This is a genomic window from Paenibacillus xylanexedens (assembly GCF_017874615.1).
GTDB classification, from domain to species: domain Bacteria; phylum Bacillota; class Bacilli; order Paenibacillales; family Paenibacillaceae; genus Paenibacillus; species Paenibacillus xylanexedens.
In genome coordinates this window covers 134,842-156,986 of the sequence record NZ_JAGIKV010000001.1, presented here as the reverse complement: position 1 = coordinate 156,986, position 22,145 = coordinate 134,842, and the positions used below count along the sequence as shown (strand labels likewise).

Below are 22,145 nucleotides of genomic sequence, written 5' to 3'. Positions count from 1 at the left end.
AAAGTGACCTCGAAGGAACCGTCAAAAGGCAAATCTTTTCAGAATAAGGCTACAGGATGGAAGTATAGCGTGTGGGCACGCTATCTTCTGTTTTTGTTTCTGGTGATTCTTTTCTACGTGAGTCTGGCTTCCAAGCTGCTCCCTGAGCGCTATGATATTCAGGAAGGGACACGGAGTGAAGTAGACATTGCTGCGCCCATGCAGATTCCGAATAACAAGGCCACACTCAAAGCACAGGAAGAAGCTGCTGAACGGGTACAGCCGATGTTTCAGATTGTCCAGTTGCGAAACGAAAATTTGATGACTACCCTGCTTGATCGTGTAGATCGATTAAATCAGGATGATCAGATTTCAAGTCAGGACAAGATTGATATTTATCGGGATGAAATTCCGCAGCGCCAGAAGGATTTTGTGACCAACTATATCAATAATAATCGGAAAGCCGGTACATACTCCGAGACTCTTTTGGAAGAGATCAGAAATGTGGTACAGGAGCAAAGCTACCGTATTCCCGAAGAAACCTACATCAAAATCTCACGTCTGACATCAGATGATATCCAGGAGATGAAACCAGTTGCGAGGGATATTGTTGCCCGGTTAATGACGGATCAGATCAGCGACGCAACCACTGCCCGTGCCAAAGTAGCTGAGATGGTGAGTGTCAGTTCTCTTAGTAAGCGTACGCAACGTGAGGTCGTGCAAGAGCTTGCTCGCCTCGTAGTGACCGCTAACCGCTTCTACGATGAAGAGGGAACCAAGGAAGCGAAAGTTCAGGCGCGTGAGAACACGCAAACCGTCTTTATCAAGCAAGGGGACACATTAGTTGCCAAAGGTGAGATGATCACCCCGGAGATGTATACTTTGCTGGATGAGAATGATTTGCTGAAAAATGAAGTGAACTACTGGCCGCAGCTTGGACTTCTTATGTTCTCCTGTCTGTTGTCGGCAGCAATTCTGATGTATATTCAGCAATGCAGCGGAACGCATTTTAAATATAATAATGCGCAGCTGTTGATGCTTGTTCTTATTTTTATTATTACGATTGTAGTTATGCACGTGACGGCGATTATTCAGACCAATGAGACGTCATACGTGGGCTTCCTTGCACCTGTTGCGGTAGGGGCAATGTTAATCGCGTTGTTGCTGGATACGTCGCTCGCCTTTGTATGTTCGATCTTGATCGGTATGTTGTCCAGCATCATTTTGAACACGCATCAGGGTCAGCTTTTTGACTTCGAACTAGGGTTCTTCGCCGTGGTAGTTTCGTTTGTTGCGATCTTCGCAACGCATCGGGCTAGCCAGCGATCGACGATCCTGAAAGGGGCCATTATGGTCTGCCTGTTCGGGTCCATAGCCGTCTTCACCCTGGCTTTGATTGACTCGGGAGATTGGAACCGAACCACGACACTGTATGGCATTGGATTTGCATTTGCGGGTGGCGTATTAACTGCCATACTGGTCATTGGGCTGATGCCATTTTTCGAAACTTCATTTGGCATTTTGTCAGCGCTCAAACTGGTGGAACTGTCTAATCCGAACCATCCGCTTCTACGCAAGTTGCTCACGGAGACACCGGGTACCTATCATCACAGCGTTATGGTAGGGAATCTGTCCGAAGCTGCAGCAGAAGCCATAGGAGCTAACGGATTGCTCTGCCGAGTCGGTTCGTATTATCATGATATTGGCAAGACGAAGCGCCCCATCTATTTTATTGAGAATCAGAACAATATGGAGAATCCGCATGATTCAATTGATCCGAAACTGAGCAAGTCCATTATCGTTGCCCATGCGCGCGATGGTGTGGAAATGCAGAAGGACTACAAGCTGCCCAGACCTATTCGGGATATTGCGGAACAGCATCACGGCACAACATTTCTCCACTATTTCTATCACAAAGCATTGCGCCAGGCTGAAGAAGCAGGCGTTGAGCCTGATTTCACGGAAGAAGATTTCCGTTACCCTGGGCCGAAGGCTCAGTCCAAGGAATCGGCTATTGTTGGCATTGCCGATAGTGTGGAGGCTGCTGTGAGATCTTTGCGCAAACCGACAGTGGAGCAAGTGGAGTCCATGATTGAGAAGATTATAAAAGGACGATTGGACGATCATCAATTCAATGATTGTGACCTTACGATGCGTGAACTGGATATCGTCGCCAGAACATTGAAGGAAACGGTGATGGGTATCTTCCACTCCAGGATAGAATATCCGGAGGAGATTAAGAAACCAAAGCCGACTTCACCCGAAGCAGGCTAATTCAATAATATTAGTAGACAGGAGTTATGAAAGAATGAGTCTTAACCTGGCATGGAATAATGAACAACAGGATAAAGAAATTACAGAACCGATGATTGCAATGCTGGAACAGCTGCTGAATCTCGCCGGAGAAGCGGAAGATGTAGCAGACGGGGAAGTGGCTCTGACTTTTGTGAACGATGAGCAGATCCATGAGTTGAACCGTGATTATCGCGGTATTGACCGTCCTACGGATGTATTGTCTTTTGCAATGAACGACACGGTGGATGAAGAACTCGATATTATCTATGAGCTGGACGAAGATGAAGAAATGGAAGAAATGCCGGATGTTCTTGGAGACATTATCATTTCCGTACCACGGACCATCCTGCAAAGTGAGGAGTATGGACACTCATTTGAACGTGAGCTTGGTTTTCTGTTTGTCCATGGTTTCTTGCACCTGCTCGGATACGACCATCAGGATGAAGCTAGTGAGGCTGAAATGATGGGCAAACAAGAAACGGTATTGGCCCAGGCCGGGTTGACACGATAATGAAAAGACGCTCCTGGGGTCTGGTATTCCGCAATGCTGCGGAAGGAATCGCATATGGGTTGCGGACTCAGCGTAATGTGAGAGTTCACACGGGAGTGGCTATTTTGATGTGTGTAGCCGGCTTTTTTTTCAGAATCTCAAGAACGGATTGGATGTTTGTGCTGACCGCTGTCTTTTTGGTCCTGGTGACTGAATTGATGAACACGGCTGTAGAGGCAGCAGTTGATTTGGCACATCCCCATATCCATCCGCTGGCAAAAGCGGCGAAGGATACCGCGGCCGGGGCAGTTCTGCTGGCTGCGGTATTCGCCGTCATCATCGGTTGTATCGTTTTCATTAAGCCGGTGATGAGCTGGCTAGGTTTGTACTGATTTTGTATTAACTTTGATTCGTTTTGTGATTTTAATACTACACAAATTTGTGAAGTTAGACCGTTTTTTAAGTTGAACTTGTTGACATTACACGATAACGAAGAGGACAGAAATAAACCTGTAGAAGCGAAGCGTTCGCCTGAAAGCTTTCTGAAAGAAAGCTACATCGGAAGCATGAGCTTATCCCCGGATTTTCACATTGAAAAAGTGAATCAAAAAATCTGGGGATAACAGCGATCGAAGGGTTATTCTGGACTCGGAGTGACTAGTGTAAAATTGGCTTTGGTTGAGCTTAATTCGTAGGCACTAACTTTATATTGCACCCTAAGGGAGAGAATAATGATGGATAACGGTTTGTTAATGCAAGAAGCAATTAAGGCACGTACGAAGGCGTATACGCCTTACTCCCATTTTGGTGTTGGCGCGGCTTTGCTTGACAGTGAAGGTCATGTGCATCATGGTTGTAATATTGAGAATGCTGCGTATACACCAGGTAATTGTGCTGAGCGTACAGCGATGTTCAGTGCCATTGCAGGTGGGCAGAAGCCTCGCAGCTTCAAAGCGATTGCCATTGTGGGAGACACGGATGGTCCGATTGCTCCATGTGGCGTATGTCGTCAGGTCATGTACGAACTGTGTGAACCCGATATGAAAGTCATCTTGGGGAACTTGAAAGGTGATCTGCAAGAGACCACCGTTGCTGAACTGTTGCCTTGGGCTTTTGGGCCTTCTGATCTGAATTCCGCCAAAAAATAAACCAATACATTCCAGGCCTAGGCGCCTGAGGAGGAACATATGAAAAAACAAAAATTCAAATCCGGTTTTGTAGCCATTATCGGACGTCCTAACGTTGGTAAATCCACTTTGATGAACCAAGTCATCGGACAGAAAATTGCAATTATGTCGGACAAGCCGCAAACAACCCGTAATAAAATTCACGGTGTATATACATCGGACAATCAACAGATCGTTTTTCTGGATACACCAGGGATTCATAAACGTCAGTCCAAATTAGGCGATTATATGAACCAGACCGCTTTGAACACACTGAGTGAAGTAGAAGCAGCCTTATTCTTGATTGATGCTTCCGAAGGTATGGGCGGTGGTGACCGCTATATTGCGGAACAGCTGAAAAATATCCGTACGCCTGTCATTCTCGTCATGAACAAAATTGACAAAATTGAGCCGGAAGCGCTGTTACCACTTATTGAAGAGTATCGCAAATTACACGATTTCGCTGAAATTGTCCCTGTGTCTGCCAAGCATGGCAATAATGTCAGCACATTACTGGAACAGCTCGGCAAGTATTTGCCTGAAGGTCCACAGTACTATCCTGACGACCAGGTTACTGACCATCCGGAGCAGTTTGTATGTGCCGAGTTGATTCGTGAGAAAATTTTGCAAATGACTCGTGAAGAAGTGCCTCACTCCATTGCTGTAACGATCGAAGATATGAAAGTGCAAGATAACGGTGTCGTTTATATCTCGGCTGTCATATTTGTGGAACGGGATTCGCAAAAAGGGATCATTATCGGGAAGCAGGGTGCCCTTCTGAAAGAAGTAGGTAAACGTGCTCGACATGACATTCAAAACTTGCTTGGCTCCAAAATTTTCATGGACCTGTGGGTTAAAGTGAAAAAAGACTGGAGAAATCAGGATCGAGTTCTGCGTGATCTTGGCTTCGGGCGCGACTGATCATCCGCGTTGTATCCAGTAATTGCAACACATAGTTTACCTTGCAAGACTCCATCCTATTTGGTAGATGCAGACGTCATTTCCGAAGAGAGGATGAAATTCCGATGCGAGATTTTTCGTGGAAGGTTTTTGCGATGACGGGGGACGTGGAGTCCTATTTGTTATATACCGAGGCGTGTAACTCGTTAGGACAGGAGTCGGATAATGCAAGGGAAGTGATTGAAGATGAAGAAGCCGAAGGATAACTGGCTGATTCGGGAATGGTTAGGTGACGAGGCATGCTATACAGGGTGGAAGGCATTGTCATCCGCAGCATGGACTACGGCGAAGGGAACAAAATCATTACACTTTGCACCGAAAGCGGCGGGAAAGTAGGGGTACTCGTCCGCGGTGCCAAAAAGCCCAAGAGCCGACATGCTGCACTGGTGCAGCCGTTTACGTTTGGTCAATATGTTTATTTTCGCAATACGGGTCTAGGTACACTGAATGCTGGAGAAATCGTTGAATCCTATCATGAATTGCGTGAAGATCTGGTCAAGGCCTCCTATGCCTCTTATGCGTGTGAACTATTGGATCGCGTGCTTCAGGATGAAGAGACAGGTACTTTTTGGTTCAAACAGTTAAAGGCGTGTTTGCAGGCGTTGAAGGATGAGAAAGATCCGGTTGTTATTACAAGTCTGTACGAAATGAAAATATTACAGGCATCCGGATATGGTCCACAGTTCGATGAGTGCATCTCCTGCAACCAGGAGCGACCAGATGAGCAGTTGTTTATAAGTCCCAGACTAGGTGGCGTCTTGTGTCGAGCGTGCAAACATTTTGATCCTCCAGCGATGTCAGTTAGTCCAAAGGCTCTGAAGTTGTTGCGTTTGTTCGCACAGTTGGATCTGCAGCGCTTGGGGAATATATCAGTGAGTGAATCTACCCGTGATGAGATCAAAAAGTTGATGCGTGCTTTTATGGATCATCAGCTCGGTCTGAATCTTAAATCCCGTTCTTTCCTCGATCAGATGGAGAAGTACGGGATTTGAGGCGTTTTGGTGGAAGTGAAACTATATCTTGACTTCATACTAGATTTTATATATTATGAAATATAATTTCTCTTTATGAGACATGCATTGAACGAGAAAGTAAAAGACTGGATTTATTACATTTATGGAGACAAGTCGTTGTATAACACTTGGGAATCATGAATGAGCGAGCCGGGGATGGTGGGAGCCTGGCTGAATCGGTTTTTGAAACGGCACTCGGGAGCATGAATGGACACGGAAAAGTGGGCTGGAACGAACAGGATCATCTTGTTTGATCTAAGCCAAGTAGGGTGGAACCGCGGGAATAGCTCTCGTCCCTACGTCTGTACAACAGGCGTAGGACGGGGGCTATTTATTGTTGTCTTCACCGTCCTAAGCTTGCTAACAAACCATTGAAAAGGAGCATGATTATGAATTTTCAGCAGATGATTCTAACGCTGCAACAATTCTGGGCCGAGCATAACTGTATTATTGTCCAGCCATACGATACGGAAAAAGGGGCAGGTACGATGAACCCGATGACCTTTTTACGCTCGCTTGGACCCGAGCCTTGGAAAGTGGCCTATGTGGAGCCTTCTCGTCGTCCTTCGGACGGACGTTATGGCGAGAACCCTAACCGGCTGTACCAGCATCATCAGTTCCAGGTAATCATCAAGCCTTCACCGGACAATATTCAGGAAATTTACCTGGAAAGTCTAAAGCGTCTGGGCATTGATCCGCTCAAACATGATATTCGGTTTGTTGAAGATAACTGGGAGAACCCTTCCCTTGGTTGTGCAGGTCTTGGTTGGGAAGTATGGTTGGACGGAATGGAAATTACACAATTTACGTATTTCCAACAGGTTGGTGGAATCGAGACAAATCCGGTAGCTGTTGAAATTACGTATGGTATGGAGCGTTTGGCTTCTTACATTCAAGATAAAGAGAATGTGTTTGATCTGGAATGGGTGGAAGGTATCACTTATGGTGATGTATTCCGTCAGCCGGAATTCGAACACTCTAAATATACGTTTGAAGTATCTGATGTCAAAATGCTGTTTACACTCTTCAACATGCATGAAGAAGAAGCAAACAAGGCCATGGCGCAGCATCTGGTATTCCCGGCATATGACTATGTGCTGAAATGTTCCCACACGTTCAACCTGTTGGATGCACGTGGAGCTATCAGTGTAACGGAACGTACGGGTTACATCACACGTGTTCGTAATCTGGCTCGCCAAGTCGCTGCAACATATATGGAAGAGCGTGAGAAGCTGGGCTTCCCGCTGATCAAGAAAGGGGGAGCCGAGCATGTCTAAGGATCTGTTGTTCGAAATCGGGCTGGAAGAAGTACCTGCACGCTTTATGCGCGCAGCAATCGCACAGCTGCAAGAGCGTGTCGTGAAATGGCTTGACGCATCCCGCATTGCTTATGGTGAAGTGAATGCATATGCTACACCGCGCCGTCTGGCTGTTTTGATTCAGAATGTGGCTGAAAAGCAGGAAGATATCGAGGAAGAAGTGAAAGGTCCTTCACGCAAAATTGCCCTGGACGACAGTGGCAATTGGAGCAAAGCTGCACTCGGATTCGCTGGCAGTCAAGGTGTTGAACCAGACCAATTCACGTTCAAAGAATTGAACGGTGTCGAATATATCTATGCAACGAAGAGCAGCAAAGGTGTGGAAACAGCTTCTGTAGTTGGCGAAGGATTACTTTCTGTATTACATGCCATGGCGTTCCCGAAATTCATGCGTTGGGCTTCCTATGATTTCAAATTTGTACGTCCAATCCGCTGGATTGTAGCTATGCTCGGCAGTGAGGTTATCGATCTGGAAGTGACAAGTATTAAGTCGGGTAATGTAACTCGTGGACATCGGTTCCTCGGTAAGGAGGCCGTGATCTCCACTCCGTCTTCATACGTGGAAGTGTTGCGTTCCGAACATGTCATTGCTGATATCCAGGAACGTGAACAGATGATTGTATCCCAGATTCAGGCACTGGCTGCGGAGAAAAAATGGGATATTGCGATTAAGGAAGACTTGCTGGAGGAAGTTTTGTTCCTGGTGGAAACACCTACCGTATTGTTCGGGACATTTGACTCCTCATTCTTGAATATTCCACAAGAAGTATTGATTACTTCCATGCGTGAGCATCAGCGTTATTTCCCTGTACTGGACAATGAAGGACAATTGTTGCCATTCTTCGTGACGGTACGTAACGGCGGAAGTGATTCACTGGACGTTATTGCCAGAGGGAATGAAAAAGTTCTGCGTGCACGTCTGTCTGATGCCAAGTTCTTCTATGAGGAAGACCAGAAGCTACAGATTAAGGATGCATTGTCGAAGCTGGAAAGTATCGTCTTCCAGGAAGAGTTGGGAACAGTTGGAGATAAAGTACGTCGTATTCGCAAGATTGCCGATGGGCTTGCTGCCAAACTGCAAGTATCCGGTGATGTTGCTGAATCCGTTAGCCGCTCAGCAGATATCTGCAAATTCGATCTGGTGACACTGATGGTGGGAGAATTCCCGGAACTGCAAGGTGTGATGGGTGAGGATTATGCTCGTAAAGCTGGTGAAAAAGAAGAAGTGGCCAAAGCGGTATTTGAACACTATCAGCCACGTTTCGCTGGAGATCAATCCCCTGCTTCTCTTGTTGGTGCCATTGTGAGTGCTGCGGACAAAATGGATACAATCGTGGGTTGCTTCTCCATCAACATCATTCCAACAGGTTCTCAAGATCCGTATGCGCTGCGCCGTCAGGCTGCAGGTATTGTACAGATTTTGCTGGATCACAAGCTTCCGCTGACATTGTCAGACGTATTCGGAGTAGCACTTCAAGTGCATGCCCAGATGAACCTGTTGAAACGTGCAGATGAAGAGGTTCGTAAAGATCTGCAAGACTTCTTCGGGCTTCGTGTGAAAAAATTGTTGTCCGAAACAGTTCGCTACGACGTAGTGGATGCCGTAATTTCTTCCGGATTCGATGATATCAGCGCTGTGGTGCCAAAAGGTGAGGCGTTGATGGCGGCTGTTCTGACAGGAGACGCATTCAAAACAACGGTTGAATCGTTCAACCGTGTGGGTAATCTGGCTGCCAAAGCATCCAATGCTTCCGTACATCCAGAACTGTTCACAGAAGATGGAGAGCGTCAGCTACACGAGGCATGGAGCAAAACGAATGCAGAATATCGTCAGGCGTTGACGCAGCATCATGCTGCTGAAGCACTGGCTATTGCATCTGCCTGGAAGGATGGTATTACCTCATTCTTCGATTCGGTCATGGTTATGGCCGAAGATGAAGCTGTTCGGGCGAATCGACTTGCCTTGCTCGCGGCGATTGATCGTGACTTGAAAGGATTTGCTGATTTTTCCAAGTTGGTTTGGTAATTGGGCGTATTTCATGAGTCCTTTTCAACAGACTTTACGCAAAGCTAAAATTCAGTATTAAAGAAGGATATATGAGGGTATAAATATACGGAACGGGTTGTGAAATGTATTTTTGACAACCGCTCCGTATTTTAGCCTTTGATTTCCCTCGTTCCGGCAGAAGGATTTTGCCTGGCCGGGGTCGTATATAACAATATGCAGCTATTTTATGAAACCGGGTGGTCTGGGTTTGAGTGAGTTAAATATACGCCACATTGTTGTGGATGGTGATGCTTGCCCGGTTAAAACCGAGATTGCGCAAACCGCTCGCCTTTTCAACATCCCCGTATTGTTAGTCTCTTCATTTGATCATTTGCTTCAAGGAGGAGAAGGGGTACGAACCGTGCAAGTGGATCGCAGTGATCAGAGCGCAGACCTGTATATTGCTAATCATATTAAGCCATATGATGTGGTTATCACTCAGGACTATGGACTTGCGGCACTTGCGCTTGGCAAACGTTGTTATGTTTTGTCCTTTCGTGGTCGTGAGTTCAACGATCGTGACATTGATTTCATGTTGGATTCTCGTCATACTGCGGCCAAAGCACGAAAAAGAGGCCATTACGGGAAAGGCCCAAAGCCTTTCACAGAGCAGGATCGAGAAATGTTTCAACATAAACTGACAAAACTTTTAAAAGATTTGCAGGAGAATGTGTAAGTTTATCGAATTATATTTACGTGTTGAAGAGATGAAGGTGGCCAGAGATGAGTACCGGACAAGGCGGTATACCCGAAAGTATTATTGAATCGGTGTTACAGCAGAATGATATTGTCGATACGGTGAGCCGATTTGTGCATCTGACCAAACAGGGGAAGTATATGAAAGGCCTCTGTCCTTTTCATTCCGAGAAGACGCCTTCGTTCACCGTTACACCTGAGAAACAAATTTTCTACTGCTACGGTTGCGGCACGGGTGGAAATGGCATCAAATTCAGGATGGAAATCGAAGGGTTATCCTTTCCCGAGGCTGTCAAGACGATGGCGGAAGAAAGTCACATCTCTATGGGGGACTGGCAAGGGCGTGAATCTGCTCATGTGAATCCGGAGACAGAACGTCTGTTGGAGGCTTATGAGCTTACCGCGAAGCTGTATCATTTTTTGTTGAAAAATACAGAGCACGGCAAAACAGCCATGGAGTATTTACGCTCACGAGGTTTTGGCGATAAGTTGATCGACCAGTTCCAGATTGGGTTTGCACCAAATCGTTGGGACACCCTGGTACAATTTCTCGAGAAACGCAACTATCCGCTCGAAGAGATGGAAAAGGGCGGGCTTCTGTCACCTCGAAATGAAGGTCAAGGGTATGTGGACCGATTCCGAGACCGAATTATGTTCCCGATTAATGGCAGAAGCGGTAAGCCGATTGCATTTGCAGGACGCATATTGGGAGACGGGCAACCGAAGTATCTAAATTCACCGGAAACCCGGTTATTTAACAAAAGCCGTGTTCTCTATAATCTGCATCATGCCAAAAATGCAATTCGCAAACAACGGCAAGCCATTTTGTTCGAAGGATATGGTGATGTCATCTCCGCATGGGATCAGGATATTCAGAACGGTGTAGCGGCAATGGGTACGGCGTTAACCGAGAATCAGGCACTGATGCTCAAAGGGATGTGCGACGAAGTCATCATATGTTATGACGGCGACAGAGCAGGACAGGCTGCTGCACTCAAAAACTTCCCTATTCTTGAGGAAGCCGGATTGCAGGTCAAAGTGGCTCTCATTCCCGAGGGACTTGACCCGGATGATTTTATCCGGAAGCATGGTGGTGAACGGTTCCGAAACCAGATTGTGGACGGTGCTGTGACAACTACAAAATTTAAACTTATAAACTTAAAAAAAAGCCATATACTGCTAGAGGGTGGCGGACAAATCGCCTATTCGAAAGAAGCAGTAAAGTTGATTGCCCCCTTACCTTCTCCAACAGAGCGGGAAGTGTATCTTCGTGAACTGGCTGCAGAAGTGGACGTATCCTTCGAAACATTGAAGCAGGAGTGTAATGAAGAACGGGAGGCGATGAAAAATAACCTCCAGTTTGGGGATAATAACCCGAAAAGGTGGAATAATGGTAGGCAACAAAATAGGCAGGTGCCTACACCCAATCTGTTGCCGGCTTACCACGCTGCCGAACGCAAACTGATTGCCTGGATGTTGCAGGATGATGAGGCTGCCCAGTACGTGAATGAGCATCTTGGTGAAGCTTTTAACTTGGATGATCATGCAGCTATTGCTGCTTATCTATATGCCTACTATGCGCAAGGCAAACCGTCGGATACAAGCCGTTTTATGTCTTCACTGCATGATGATCGCCTGGAAAAAACGGTCAGTTCAATCTCGATGATGGATGGTCCAGGTGAATGGAGTATTCAAATGCTCGATGATTGCATCAGGGAAGTGCTGAAGCATCCGCGTAAGAAAGAGTACGATTTGAAAAAAGAAGAAATGATTGCTGCAGAGCGGGCAGGTGATTCTGTACGCGCGGCACAGATTGCAATTGAAATGATTGCCCTAGAGAGACAGTGAACGTCTGATGATTAGATGTTTCTAGGGAGGAGGGAGTCGAATTATGGCGAATGATCAGCATACTGAACTAGAAACAGAATTGACACTGGATCAGGTTAAAGATCAATTGATTGAATCAGGTAAGAAAAGAGCTTCGCTGAATTACAAGGAAATTATAGAAAAACTCTCTCCTTTTGAGCAGGATGCAGAGCAAATGGATGAGTTCTATGAGCAACTGAGCGATCTGGGTATCGATGTGGTAAATGAAAATAATGAAGAGGTTACACTTCGTCCTAGTGAAGATTCCGAGAACAACACCAGAGAGGGAGAGGACGAATTCCACTTTGATGATGATCTGAGCTTGCCGCCAGGTATTAAAATCAATGACCCTGTCCGTATGTATCTCAAGGAAATTGGTCGTGTGCCATTGTTGTCGGCAGATGATGAAGTACAACTGGCTAAACGGATTGAGAACGGTGATGAAGAAGCCAAGCGTCGTCTGGCTGAAGCAAACCTTCGACTCGTAGTCAGTATCGCCAAGCGTTACGTTGGACGTGGAATGTTGTTCCTTGATTTGATTCAGGAAGGTAATATGGGTCTGATCAAAGCGGTTGAGAAGTTCGACCACAAAAAAGGATACAAGTTCAGTACGTATGCCACATGGTGGATTCGCCAAGCGATCACTCGTGCTATTGCTGACCAAGCGCGTACAATTCGTATCCCTGTGCACATGGTGGAGACGATTAATAAGCTGATCCGGGTATCCCGTCAGCTGTTGCAGGAACTTGGGCGTGAACCGACACCAGAAGAAATCGCTGCTGAGATGGATCTGAGTGTGGAGAAAGTTCGTGAAATTACGAAGATTGCTCAGGAACCGGTTTCTCTGGAAACACCGATTGGTGAGGAAGATGACTCCCATCTGGGTGACTTCATTGAGGATCAGGAAGCACTTGCTCCGGCGGATGCTGCTGCGTATGAGTTGCTGAAAGAACAGCTCGAAGATGTATTGGATACATTGACTGAACGTGAAGAGAACGTGCTTCGTCTACGTTTTGGTCTGGACGATGGACGGACGAGAACGCTGGAGGAAGTCGGCAAGGTATTTGGTGTTACGCGTGAGCGTATTCGTCAGATCGAAGCCAAGGCTCTTCGTAAGTTGCGTCACCCGAGTCGTAGTAAACGACTCAAGGATTTCCTCGAATAATCGAACTATGGGAGACTTTCCGCAAGACGCTTTAGCGGCGGCGGGGTCTCCTTTATTTTTAATTTAAACGTCTTGATTTCTTGGTTTTGGAAATTCATCCTTGAAATGTTTTATTGGATTTTATTTTATCGCTTTTCCTTGTTCAATGCAAATCAATAAATTAAATGAATGGTGTAGGTGCTTCATGAAACTTTCGAATCGATTACAGCGAATACATGATCAAATTCCCGATGGCAGCCGCATGGCTGATATCGGTTCAGACCACGCGTTGCTGCCAGTAGCCGCTATCCGCAGTGGGAAAGCTGCAAGTGCAGTAGCCGGGGAAGTCAATCCTGGCCCTTATGATGCTGCATGCAAACAAGTCAGCGATGCTGGCCTGAAAGAAAAAATAACGGTACGCCGTGGAGACGGATTGGATGTAATCTCTGCAGGAGAAGTGGATGTCATCACCATTGCAGGCATGGGTGGTGCCTTGATTGCCTCTATTTTGGACCGAGGTTTATCCAAACTGGAAGGAGTCCAGTTACTTATTTTGCAGCCAAATGTGGGTGAGGATATCCTCAGACGCTGGTTGCTGGAGCATCACTGGGTGGTTGTAGCAGAACAGTTGCTCGAAGAAGATGGCAAGATCTATGAGATTATAACGGCGATGCCACAATCTGTAAGCCCGATTGCCAATGTAGAGGTGTATCGTGCACGTCCGCTTCAAGGCGGGGCAGAATTAACGGAAGATTTGCTGCTGCGGATGGGACCTTATTTGGTGGATCGACCGACGGATGTATTTTTTGCCAAATGGGAAAGTGAGATCATCAAACTGCAAGGGGTTGTAAACTCCATCTCCAAATCCGATCAGGATTCTTCCCGGGACAAGGCGGCTGAGGTAGAGCGTCTTATCGCAAACTTGAAGGAGGTTTTGGCATGTTTGCCAAAGGTCAAACTGTAATTCAACTGATGGAGCAACTCGCTCCCAAACATCTGGCTGTACCGGATGACCGCATTGGTCTGCAGCTCGGCAGTTTGCAAAAAGAAATCAGTCACGTGTTAGTTGCTTTGGATGTGACGGATGAAGTGGTGGACGAAGCGATTCGTATTGGTGCCAACCTGATTATCGCTCATCACGCTATCATTTTCCGTCCAGTTAAATCACTGAGTACAGATACACCTATGGGTAAATTGTATGAAAAGCTGATTAAACATGATATCGCTGTCTATATCAGTCATACGAACCTGGATGTGGCCGAGGGTGGTATGAATGACTGGATGGCCGAGGCACTCGGTATCGAGAGTAAAGAATCGCTGGAAGATGTACACACAGATCATCTGTACAAGCTGGCTGTCTTTGTGCCTCGTACCCATCATGAACAGGTTCTTCAGGCCATTCTGGAAGCCGGAGCGGGGAGTATCGGTCAATACAACAAGTGTAGCTTTAACACGGAAGGTACAGGAACATTTGTACCTGGTGAAGGGACTCAACCGTTTATCGGTACCCAAGGGCAGATGGAGCGTGTGGAAGAAATGCGGATTGAGACCATCGTACCCCAAAGTCTGCGCAGTAAGGTCATTCAGGCGATGCTTAAGGCTCATCCGTATGAGGAAGTGGCCTACGACCTCTATGCAATGGATTTAAAGGGCCGTACGCTCGGTTTGGGACGCTTGGGACCCCTTAGGGATCCTAAGACATTAGGTGAGCTGGTGGAGGTCGTGAAGACCCAATTCAATGTGCCTCATGTGCGTGTCGTAGGAGATCTGAACAAGCAGATCAAAAAAGCAGCGGTTCTTGGCGGCTCTGGCAGCCGTTACGCGCTCACTGCCCGCTTCAAAGGTGCGGATGTTATTGTGACTGGAGATATCGATTACCACACGGCTCATGATGCGTTAATGGCTGGTATGTGTATCATCGACCCGGGACATAATTCCGAGAAGATTATGAAACCAAAAACAGCGGATTGGCTTCGTTCCCGTTTGGAAGAAAAACGATATGATACGCAAGTTACAGCTTCAGAGGTAAATACGGAAGTATTCCAGTTTATCTAAAAAGACCGTTGATGTGCAGCTCCCAGTAATATTAAGCTTGTCTGGGAACCTAAATGCCTGTATACTATGTAATGTTGTTCGGAAAGCTTGACAGACAATCGCTGGTGGCCTTTGTTGCCACGAGAGGAAAGTCCGGGCTCCACAGGGCAGGATGCTGGATAACGTCCAGTCAGCGCGAGTTGAAGGATAGTGCCACAGAAATGGACCGCCGATGGCCGGATTTTCCGGTACAGGCAAGGATGGAACCGAGGTGTAAGAGACCCCGAGGAACGCTGGTGACTTCGTTCCTGGTAAACCCCATCTGGAGCAAGACCTAATGGGACACAGCCGCCTCTTTGGAGGAGGCAACCTTAGCCCGAGGTGTGTCTAGGTTGGTCGCTTGAGTTGTGCAGCAATGTATGGCCTAGATAGATGATTGTCGCTTCTGGTGGGAGGGTAGTTCCCGTATGAACCACGAAGAGCACAGAACCCGGCTTACGGTAAGCTTTCCTAACTGCAACAACAACACTATTGCAAACACAATGTAGTCCACCTATCAGTCGAGGACAACTCGTATGAATCATCCGATGGCCTGACTGATCAGAAGGACCCATGAATATCTAAAAAACATAACTCCTGTTGATAACAGGTTCTATAAAAATAAGGCGGCAGTTCCGAGGTTCTCGGGCCTGCCGCCTTATTTTTGTTACTCAATATCAAGTTATTAACCTTCATACGCTAATGGAATAGTCAAACGTTTATGACAGTTCATTACAGTGTAACAACACTGTCCGATGTTAAGGAAGCATGCCAGCGTTGGATAGCGCGATCCATTCTTTCCACAGCTTCCGGAAGAAGCTCAGGGTCCGTATGAGTAAAGTTGATTCGCATGCGGTTTAACTCTGGTGTACCTGCATAGAAGGAATCACCCGGGACAATGCACACTTTCTCCTGGATACCGTAAGTGAACAGATTGCTTGCAAGCATGCCTTCAGGCAGTTGCAGCCACAAGAACATGCCACCTTGTGGTGAATTCCACGAGATGCCTTCCCAAGCTTTGGCTGCCATAAGAGTAGTCAGTGTTTTCATGCGTTGTTCGTAATCCTCTGAAATATGACGGATATGCGCATCCAGATCGAAAGATTCAAGCAGTGCATGAAGCGCTCTTTGGTCAATGCTGCTGGAGTGCAAGTCAGCACCTTGTTTGGCTCGTGCTGCCATTTTGACAATATCGGGAGCAGCCAGTATCCAGCCAGTACGAAGGCCAGGTGCTACCGTTTTGGAGAATGTACTGGTGTAGATAACGTTGGAAGGGCCGTCATAGGATACTGCATCCAGTTCTGCGAGAGCAGGGACATCCAATTGCTCCGGATTGAACCGAATTTCACCATAGGGATCATCTTCCAGAATGAGTACACCATACTTGCGGCAAAGATCCACAGCCTGCTGTCTTCTTTCTCGCGACCATACTTTTCCCGTAGGATTGGAGAACGTGGGGTTAATATAGACAAGTTTTGGACGATGCAACTGGAGCTGTTCCTCAAGAGATTCAGGCAACATACCGTGATCATCACAGGCTACGCCGTGAGATTCAGCCTGATAGGAATGAATGACTTGCAGAGCTGCGAGGTAGGTTGGTGATTCAACCAATACGCGGTCACCCGGGTCGAGAAGGATGCGGCAAACCAAGTCAATGGATTGCTGTGAACCCGTAGTGAGAAGCATGTGATCGGGTGAAGCGGGAATGCCCTTGGATTCAAGACGTTCGGCGATTTTGGCGCGAAGAGGACGGTAACCCTCAGTCTCCGCATATTGAAGAGCGGCTGCTCCGCTCATAAATACTTTTTCATATGCAACGCGGATGGCTTCCAGCGGGAATGAAGCCTGGGCTGGTAATCCACCGGCTAGTGAGATCATTCCAGGTGCCTGAGCGGCCTGGAGCATGTCGCGAACGACAGAGGACGGGGTGTTTTGTGCCATTTTGGACCAAGGGATACTCATGTTATTCTCATCTCCTGTTATTCACTGTTATACTGATATTATAAACTATAATAGACGGACTACACTATAACAGTAAAATGAAGATCATAACAGTTGGGGGAGCACATATGCATATTGAATTAAGGCGGGGAAGCAGTACCAAATTGTACGTGCAAATTGCGCTAACGATTGCCGATCGCATCAGATCAGGACTCATTGAACCTGGAACCCGACTTCCTTCTATTCGTAAAATGACGGCGGATTTGGGTGTCAGCCTGGTCACTGTATCCAAAGCGTATGCTGAACTCGAAGCGATTCAATTGATCACTTGCTCCCAGGGAAAAGGTTGTTATGTGAGAGGTACATTGAACGTGGATCAGATGGAGGATGTGGACCGAACGAAGCGAAACAATGCCAACAGCGAATCCAGTACGTCATGGAATTGGCAGATGGCACTGGTGGATTATTTACCGCGAGCGCAGCTCTGGAGACATTTTGATACCTCACCTCAAGTGCGGTATGAACTTCATATGTCAGCGATTCAGCCTGAACTGTTGCCTACACGCGAGATTATCGACAGCGCCTACCGACTCTCCTCTGATCATACAGAGCGTATGGCAGCGTACGGATCTTTTCAGGGAGATCGGGAGCTTAGACAGATCTTCGCCGAACATTTTGCCGAGCGTGGACTACAGGTGGCACCTGAACGCATGCTAATTACAAGTGGTGCTCAGCAGGGAATTGATCTTGTGGCACGGACTTTTGTCGGACCTGGGGATGTTGTATACATGGAGGCACCAAGCTATACCGGAGCTATTGATGTATTTACGAGTAGAGGTGCAAAGATCATTACGGTCCCGATGGATGACGAAGGCATGCGTATTGATCTGTTGACCCGGTTATGTGATACCTATCCGCCCAAGCTGATCTATACGATCCCGACCTATCACAATCCAACAGGTATTACGATGAGTGCAAGAAGACGAGCACAACTTCTTAATCTTGCGCAAAGCTACCATTGCCTTATTCTGGAGGATGATCCGTTTGCAGATCTTTATTTTAGGGACCCTCCCCCGGCTTCCATTAAATCGATGGATGGGACAGGTCATGTCGTATATATCAAAAGCTTCAGCAAGGTGCTCTCTCCCGGTTGCCGTATAGCCTGCGCCATTGCTGACGGAAGTGTATTGACCCGGCTTGTGGCTGCGAAATCTACGGCGGATTTGGGCAGTCCGCTGCTTACACAAAAGGCGTTGCAATCCTTTATTCAGAATCAGTACGGTGCCTATGTATCCCGATTGAGGGATGAGTTGTATTCCCGCTTGTGCGCAGCATCTGAAGTGCTGGAAGAGCATGCTACTATGGGCATGCAATGGCGCTTGCCGGAGGGAGGACTCAATCTGTGGCTCCAACTTCCGAGTAACTTGGATATGCGTGAGTTGCATCATCAGTCACTTGCTGCAGGGGTCTCTTTTCTGCCGGGTTCCGCCTGTTATGTAGGGGAGATGGATACCCCAAGTCTGCGCATCTGCTTCACTGTAACAAACGTTGAGCTTTTGTGTGAAGGGCTTCGTGTACTGTGCCGAGTTATTGACAGAGTAACACCTGGGCAGGGTGGGACAGTGGCGGACAGGCTACCGCTCATATAATTTTTCGGAGTATGGACATACATCCAATCCACTTTCGATCTGCTGCAATAGGTTATAGTATCACCAGAAAGGGAGTTGGTTTTGAAATGAACCATTACTGTCCACCGCTTTGCCCAATTGTCTGTGACCCGATCCAGGTTGTTGAGGATTATTACATCCCACAAATCGTGCCTGTAATCCACCCGATTGAAGTGATCAAAAAACATCACTGTGTTCCAATTCACCACCACATGTACCCTATTGTTGTCAAAGAAGAAGATCCTTGCTATGTATCCAGCCATAATGCGAAGAAAAAATCCGTGAAAAAATCAAGCAAAGCCCGCACAACTTCTCGCAAACGCTAATTGCAGCGGGGCCCCGGGGAATTGGATATCCAAACCAAAGAGCAGCGTACGCCCCGGGGCGCAGCTGCTTTTGTATTTTTACTGAGTAGAGTTATTACGGTTACTGGGTATACTTTTTCATCGTATTATCCATTTGTTGTCTGACATGTTGCGGCCAGAACTGCAAAGGAGCGCTGTTGCCTGATGCGGCTTGCAGTGCCTTATAGACATCGATTTGCCCATAACCGAAATACTTATCGTGACCCGGATCACCGAGATCAATAACACTTTGGCGCATCAAATCCATCACTTCCGTGTTGGTCAAGTCCGGGTTTAACGAACGAATCAAACCTGCAAGTGCGGCTACATGGGGGCTAGCCATGGACGTTCCAGACAAGGCCGCATACTGATTATTTGGATAGGTACTGGCGATACTGGACCCTGGGGCCATCACATCTACATAATCCCCGTAGTTGGAATAGGAAGCTTTGCTCATATCCGGGTCCGTAGCAGATACAGCAAATACTTCCGGATAGGCAGCAGGGTATCCTGGACGCTCCGTATTATCGTTCCCCGTGGCTGCAATTAGGACGATATCCCGGTCAAAAGCGTATTTAATGGCATCATGAAGAAATTGCGCATCAGCATAATTGCCCAGACTCATATTGATAACTTTGGCTCCATGATCGGCTGCCCAGATGATGCCTTCGGCAACGGCATACGTGGTACCAGAACCCGAGTTGTCGAGTACTTTAACCGGTAGTACCTTGTTATACCAGCTCATGCCTGCCACGCCTTCATTATTGTTGACAATAGCGCCGATAATGCCTGCGACGTGTGTCCCATGTCCCACATCATCCATCGGTTGGCTTCCCGGCTCGACCACATTATAACCCTCAAGGAGCTTGCCCTTCAGGTCAGGATGATTCATATCAACCCCCGTGTCGACCACGGCAACGATGACATCCTTGTTTCCCTTGGTAATATTCCAGCCTCTGTTCGTCTCGATCGCAGGCAAATTCCACTGATAATCGGAGAACAAAATATCATTGGGTATAGTTACATCTGTTTGTTCAGTTGCAGTATCATTGGTTAAATACATATAGTGGGGCTCCATATAGAGTGGATTCCATTTGCTTTCGAAATAACTATGCAATTGTTTGTAACTCATGTGTTCTGACCGAAAAACATACGTGTATCCCAGCTTGCGTGCAGATTGCGCTCTCAGATCGGATTTAATGATACGCATATCCCGTTCACCGGGATCTTGGCGAAAACGGATGACGATTTCATTTTCGTAAAAATGACTGGCATTGGCATTATCATGTCCGGTTTTTACCGTGATTTCGTTAAGGGTATCTGGGTGAACAGACTCTATCTTGAACTTACCTTCACGCGGATAAGGGATCATGCGCAGATTTTTGCGCTGATGTTGTTCAACAGAATTCAATACGTTCTGACTGAACAAGGCAATCACAGCTCTTTTGCCATCTTTGGAGGGTTGCCCCATAACAAAATATTTTTCTTTCCCCAAAGGAAAAGAAGAGGATTCAAAACTTTGACGTTTGTTGGCCGCTTTTTTGGCAAGGTTCAGCGCATGTTGAAGCTTCTGTTGTTCCAACTTGCTTCCTTGTGTGGAGGCGTGATCAAAGGGCTTGTTAAAAGAGCCATTGGTATTCATGAGATGAATGGATCTGATATGTTCATGTGAACTTTGGAGATCATTCACATATCGGCTTACCTGCGCAGCATTCATTGTGGCGGTTTTCTCCAGCATGATACTGAGATGTTGCTTGGCATCCATGCGGGTCAGGAGATCTGTTGCTTTGATGTCCTGCACTTTCAGTCGCTGTTTGTTCGTGTGCTCTTCATGAGCAGAATCGGGCAGGGCACTTGGCTTGGGTTCGGGACGATTGGATGTTGGAAGCAGGAGTGTCAGGGCGAGTGCTCCTGCACCAGCTGCAAGGGCCCAGTTAATCCATTTCGGTCTGGACATGGTGGATGGAACCTCCTTCGTTCATTTTGGACAATCATTAACAGTGCTTCGTCGTTGTCACTGGTTATATCTATCGTTAGAAAAAGCGGATATTTTTATGCAGACGAGTTCGAGTCTGACTGCGTATAATAGGCATGTTTAACGGCAGAAGCGGAAAGCATGATTAAGGGATACCGCTCGTCATCTTTTTATGGTAGGATTATAGCTGAGAATTCAAAGGTCAGGGGAAAACCACCGTTGGCCGACCTATATGTAAGGACTTATTTAAGGGGGAGCTACCTTTATGTCAGCAGCCAATGTACAGAAAACATGTGAGTCAACTAGGGAAAAGTTAAAACCGGCTATCGATCGGATTGAAAAATTTTTGAATGAGAATGCTTTGCCTGAACTGGATCAGAATCAGACGGAAGAATCAACAGCCTTCTACAAAGGATTTCTTTCAGATCTCCGTCATTTGCTCGTTTTTTCTGAAGTTTCTTACGAAAAACTTGGCGTTGTGCTGCGTCGTGCCAACTTTGATGTCGATTTTGCCGAAAAGGCTCTTTATAATACGTATCATCAATGCGTAAACAGCTTTTTCTATCCCAAAAATGAATGTTATTCCGAAGACGGAAGATACGCTTACACAGGACAAGATGCCATTCGTTTCCGTGACAAGCCAATCCGTGCAGTACGGGATGTTATTCTTGAGGTTTCCAAAACGTACGAAGAATTGCGCGATGATCTGGCATATTATGAAAGTGATTATTTGACTCAGCGCCGTATGCAAAATCAACGGAATCACGCCTAATTAACGTTTAAACCTGAATATGAAATTGGACGAAACCGCCCTTGTGGCGGTTTTTTTGTGTTTTTAATGAGAATCAGACGAGGTGTGATCATGTCATCATCTGGCATTTTGACGGGGAATATCAGGTTTGTGGCGGGGAGACAATAGTAGTCGAGGTGATAAAAAATGAGCCAAGACAAACCAATTGTCAAATGCAGCGTCTCCAACTGCAACTTTTGGGGAGAGAACAACTTCTGCCACGCTGATGCCATCATGATTGACATCGACCAACATGCCACCCGTCGTCTGCATGAGGAATTTGCCGGTGAGACATTTGACTCCGATCACCATGATCACGCACGCACATCCTCTGCAACATGCTGTCACACGTTCAAACCCAAGTGAGCAGTCATCCCTAT

At 46.8% G+C, this 22,145-nt stretch carries 20 protein-coding genes and 1 other RNA gene; 19 read left to right on the top strand and 2 right to left on the bottom strand.

Translation table 11 applies throughout. The features are described from left to right. Positions 1 to 3: 3 nt before the first annotated feature. The 15 genes from J2Z28_RS00775 (at position 4) to rnpB (ending at position 15,522) form a co-directional block, all read left to right on the top strand. Positions 4 to 2,253: an HD family phosphohydrolase gene (locus J2Z28_RS00775; RefSeq protein ID WP_211080808.1), complete on the top strand. Its 2,250-nt coding sequence runs from the start codon at positions 4 to 6 to the stop codon at positions 2,251 to 2,253. A 34-nt stretch (positions 2,254 to 2,287) separates the two neighbouring features. Further along, a complete protein-coding gene (ybeY, locus tag J2Z28_RS00770) occupies positions 2,288 to 2,785 on the top strand; it encodes an rRNA maturation RNase YbeY (protein WP_211080807.1) in 498 nt (165 codons plus the stop codon). Then, complete coding sequence (locus J2Z28_RS00765) at positions 2,785 to 3,156, top strand: diacylglycerol kinase family protein (protein ID WP_017687246.1); 372 nt, start codon at positions 2,785 to 2,787, stop codon at positions 3,154 to 3,156. The genes ybeY and J2Z28_RS00765 overlap by 1 nt, the downstream gene beginning before the upstream one ends. 342 nt (positions 3,157 to 3,498) lie before the next feature. Next, on the top strand, positions 3,499 to 3,912 hold the full coding sequence (locus tag J2Z28_RS00760; protein ID WP_017687247.1) for a cytidine deaminase: 414 nt from the start codon (positions 3,499 to 3,501) through the stop codon (positions 3,910 to 3,912). Between the two features lie 39 nt (positions 3,913 to 3,951). After that, positions 3,952 to 4,851 carry a GTPase Era gene (gene era / locus J2Z28_RS00755; RefSeq protein ID WP_017687248.1) on the top strand — a complete coding sequence of 300 codons (900 nt, stop codon included), beginning with the start codon at positions 3,952 to 3,954 and terminating at the stop codon, positions 4,849 to 4,851. Between the two features lie 104 nt (positions 4,852 to 4,955). Then, a complete protein-coding gene (locus J2Z28_RS00750; RefSeq protein ID WP_074095877.1) occupies positions 4,956 to 5,096 on the top strand; it encodes a YqzL family protein in 141 nt (46 codons plus the stop codon). 33 nt (positions 5,097 to 5,129) lie between these two features. Beyond that, entirely contained in the window at positions 5,130 to 5,882 is a 753-nt protein-coding gene (recO, locus tag J2Z28_RS00745) for a DNA repair protein RecO (protein WP_211080806.1), read from the top strand. Positions 5,883 to 6,292: 410 nt separating this feature from the next. Then, entirely contained in the window at positions 6,293 to 7,180 is an 888-nt protein-coding gene (glyQ, locus tag J2Z28_RS00740; RefSeq protein ID WP_017687252.1) for a glycine--tRNA ligase subunit alpha, read from the top strand. Continuing rightward, positions 7,173 to 9,248 (top strand): glycine--tRNA ligase subunit beta, encoded by a 2,076-nt coding sequence (gene glyS / locus J2Z28_RS00735; RefSeq protein WP_211080805.1) that lies wholly within the window; start codon positions 7,173 to 7,175, stop codon positions 9,246 to 9,248. Before glyQ ends, glyS begins: the two co-directional genes overlap by 8 nt. A gap of 229 nt (positions 9,249 to 9,477) precedes the next feature. After that, positions 9,478 to 9,945: a YaiI/YqxD family protein gene (locus J2Z28_RS00730; protein ID WP_017687254.1), complete on the top strand. Its 468-nt coding sequence runs from the start codon at positions 9,478 to 9,480 to the stop codon at positions 9,943 to 9,945. Between the two features lie 47 nt (positions 9,946 to 9,992). After that, entirely contained in the window at positions 9,993 to 11,813 is a 1,821-nt protein-coding gene (gene dnaG / locus J2Z28_RS00725; protein ID WP_211080804.1) for a DNA primase, read from the top strand. A 43-nt stretch (positions 11,814 to 11,856) separates the two neighbouring features. Further along, entirely contained in the window at positions 11,857 to 12,996 is a 1,140-nt protein-coding gene (gene rpoD, locus J2Z28_RS00720; RefSeq protein WP_017687256.1) for an RNA polymerase sigma factor RpoD, read from the top strand. A 184-nt stretch (positions 12,997 to 13,180) separates the two neighbouring features. Further along, the gene (locus J2Z28_RS00715) at positions 13,181 to 13,939 is read left to right on the top strand and encodes a tRNA (adenine(22)-N(1))-methyltransferase (RefSeq protein ID WP_133385556.1); all 759 of its coding nucleotides are present in this window, start codon (positions 13,181 to 13,183) and stop codon (positions 13,937 to 13,939) included. Further along, a complete protein-coding gene (locus J2Z28_RS00710; protein ID WP_211080803.1) occupies positions 13,915 to 15,030 on the top strand; it encodes a Nif3-like dinuclear metal center hexameric protein in 1,116 nt (371 codons plus the stop codon). The genes J2Z28_RS00715 and J2Z28_RS00710 overlap by 25 nt, the downstream gene beginning before the upstream one ends. A gap of 82 nt (positions 15,031 to 15,112) precedes the next feature. Then, positions 15,113 to 15,522, top strand: an RNA gene (gene rnpB, locus J2Z28_RS00705) — RNase P RNA component class A. 258 nt (positions 15,523 to 15,780) lie between these two features. Here rnpB and J2Z28_RS00700 read toward each other — a convergent pair. After that, positions 15,781 to 17,010, bottom strand: coding sequence for an aminotransferase-like domain-containing protein (locus J2Z28_RS00700; RefSeq protein WP_211080802.1), 1,230 nt, complete (start codon positions 17,008 to 17,010; stop codon positions 15,781 to 15,783). A gap of 107 nt (positions 17,011 to 17,117) precedes the next feature. Between J2Z28_RS00700 and pdxR the strand changes: the two genes are divergently transcribed. After that, a complete protein-coding gene (gene pdxR, locus J2Z28_RS00695) occupies positions 17,118 to 18,638 on the top strand; it encodes a MocR-like pyridoxine biosynthesis transcription factor PdxR (RefSeq protein ID WP_211080801.1) in 1,521 nt (506 codons plus the stop codon). A gap of 86 nt (positions 18,639 to 18,724) precedes the next feature. Next, positions 18,725 to 18,982 carry a hypothetical protein gene (locus tag J2Z28_RS00690; RefSeq protein ID WP_017687261.1) on the top strand — a complete coding sequence of 86 codons (258 nt, stop codon included), beginning with the start codon at positions 18,725 to 18,727 and terminating at the stop codon, positions 18,980 to 18,982. A 100-nt stretch (positions 18,983 to 19,082) separates the two neighbouring features. Here the strand turns inward: J2Z28_RS00690 and J2Z28_RS00685 are convergent, their stop codons facing one another. After that, positions 19,083 to 20,957: a S8 family peptidase gene (locus J2Z28_RS00685; protein WP_211080800.1), complete on the bottom strand. Its 1,875-nt coding sequence runs from the start codon at positions 20,955 to 20,957 to the stop codon at positions 19,083 to 19,085. 283 nt (positions 20,958 to 21,240) lie between these two features. On the opposite strand from J2Z28_RS00685, the gene J2Z28_RS00680 reads away from it, so the two are divergent. Continuing rightward, the gene (locus tag J2Z28_RS00680; RefSeq protein ID WP_062835484.1) at positions 21,241 to 21,747 is read left to right on the top strand and encodes a YpuI family protein; all 507 of its coding nucleotides are present in this window, start codon (positions 21,241 to 21,243) and stop codon (positions 21,745 to 21,747) included. Positions 21,748 to 21,912: 165 nt separating this feature from the next. Further along, the gene (locus tag J2Z28_RS00675) at positions 21,913 to 22,131 is read left to right on the top strand and encodes a DUF1540 domain-containing protein (protein WP_074095869.1); all 219 of its coding nucleotides are present in this window, start codon (positions 21,913 to 21,915) and stop codon (positions 22,129 to 22,131) included. Positions 22,132 to 22,145 lie beyond the last annotated feature (14 nt).